Source organism: Arhodomonas sp. KWT (assembly GCF_010993615.1).
This window is the reverse complement of record NZ_WNXE01000469.1, coordinates 1-1,299: the sequence shown is the minus strand read 5'-3', so window position 1 is coordinate 1,299 and position 1,299 is coordinate 1. Positions and strand designations below refer to the sequence as shown.

Annotated in this window: 2 protein-coding genes; both read right to left on the bottom strand. The window is 70.6% G+C overall.

Features of this window, described 5'->3' with window-relative positions:
• The coding region (locus tag G7A99_RS19990; RefSeq protein ID WP_163143548.1) for an aldehyde dehydrogenase family protein at positions 1 to 854 on the bottom strand (854 nt) is incomplete at its 3' end.
• Between the two features lie 46 nt (positions 855 to 900).
• Positions 901 to 1,299 (bottom strand): heme-binding protein (locus G7A99_RS19985; protein WP_205599951.1); only part of this gene is annotated, 399 nt, incomplete at its 5' end.

Sequence of the window (1,299 nt, the reverse complement as noted above, 5' to 3'; positions counted from 1 at the left end):
CCGCAGTTGGCGAAGGCCGAGCGCATGGTCCCCTCGATGGCCTGGTCCAGGTCCGCGTCGGCGAACACGATCGCCGGGTTCTTGCCGCCGAGCTCGAAGGAGACGTCGCGGATGCCCTCCGCGGCGGCCTTCATGATCGCCGTGCCGGTGCGCGTCTCGCCGGTGAAGGTGACCGCGTCCACGCCCTTGTGCTGGGTGAGGTACTCCCCGGCGGACCCCGGCCCGAAGCCGTGGACGACGTTGTACACCCCCGCCGGTATGCCCGCCTCGTTCATCACCTCGCCGAGCAGCGCGGTGGTCTGGGGGGTCTCCTCCGAGGGCTTGACCACCACCGCGTTGCCGCAGGCGAGCGCCGGACCGACCTTCCAGGTCATCAGCAGCAGCGGCAGGTTCCACGGCGAGATCACGCCGATCACGCCCTTGGGCCGGCGGATGGCGTAGTTGAGCGCACCGGTGCCGTCCGGCGTGTCCATGTGGAAGCTCTCGGTGGGCACGTTCTTCACCAGGTCGGCAAAGATCTTGAAGTTGGCCGCGCCGCGCGGGATGTCGATGTGGCTGGCCATGGAGCGCGGCTTGCCGGTGTCGGCACACTCGGCGGCCAGGAACTCCTCGAAGCGCTCGTTGATGCGGTCCGCCACCCGGTGCAGGCGCGCCATGCGCTCGGCGATGGGCAGGTGGCCCCACTCGCCGTCGAGCGCCGCGCGAGCCGCGGCCACCGCACGATCGATCTCCGCCTTACCGCCCTCGTGGACCCGGGCGATGTTCTCGCCGGTGGCGGGGTCGATGTCGTCGAACAGCCGTCCGCTCTCGGAGGCGACGTACTCGCCGTTGATGAAGTGGCGTATCTCTTTCATCCCGTTCACCCAAGCCGTGGTGTGTCCTGTTCTCCCGCCCGGGGGATCAGCCTTCGCCGATGGCGGCGAGCCCCGCCCGGGCACAGATCCCGTCCTCTTCCTCACTGCCGCCGGAGACCCCGATGCCACCGACGCATTCACCGTCGACACGCACCGGCAGGCCACCGCCGAACATCACCAGCCGGTCGCGCTGGGCGAGACCGGCGCGGAGCTCGGCGTTGTCGCCCACGACGGCATCCCAGCCGGCGGTGTCCAGACCGAAGCTGGCCGCGGTGTAGGCCTTGTCCTCGGCGATACCGATGCTGTGCAGCGGTGCGCCGCCCATGCGCAGAAACGCCACCGGCGTGCCCGCGGCGTCGCAGACGGCGACGTTGATACGGATACCCAGCGCCCCGGCACGCTCGACCGCGGCGCGGGCCGCGAGCTGGGCCGCCTCCCAGTGGAT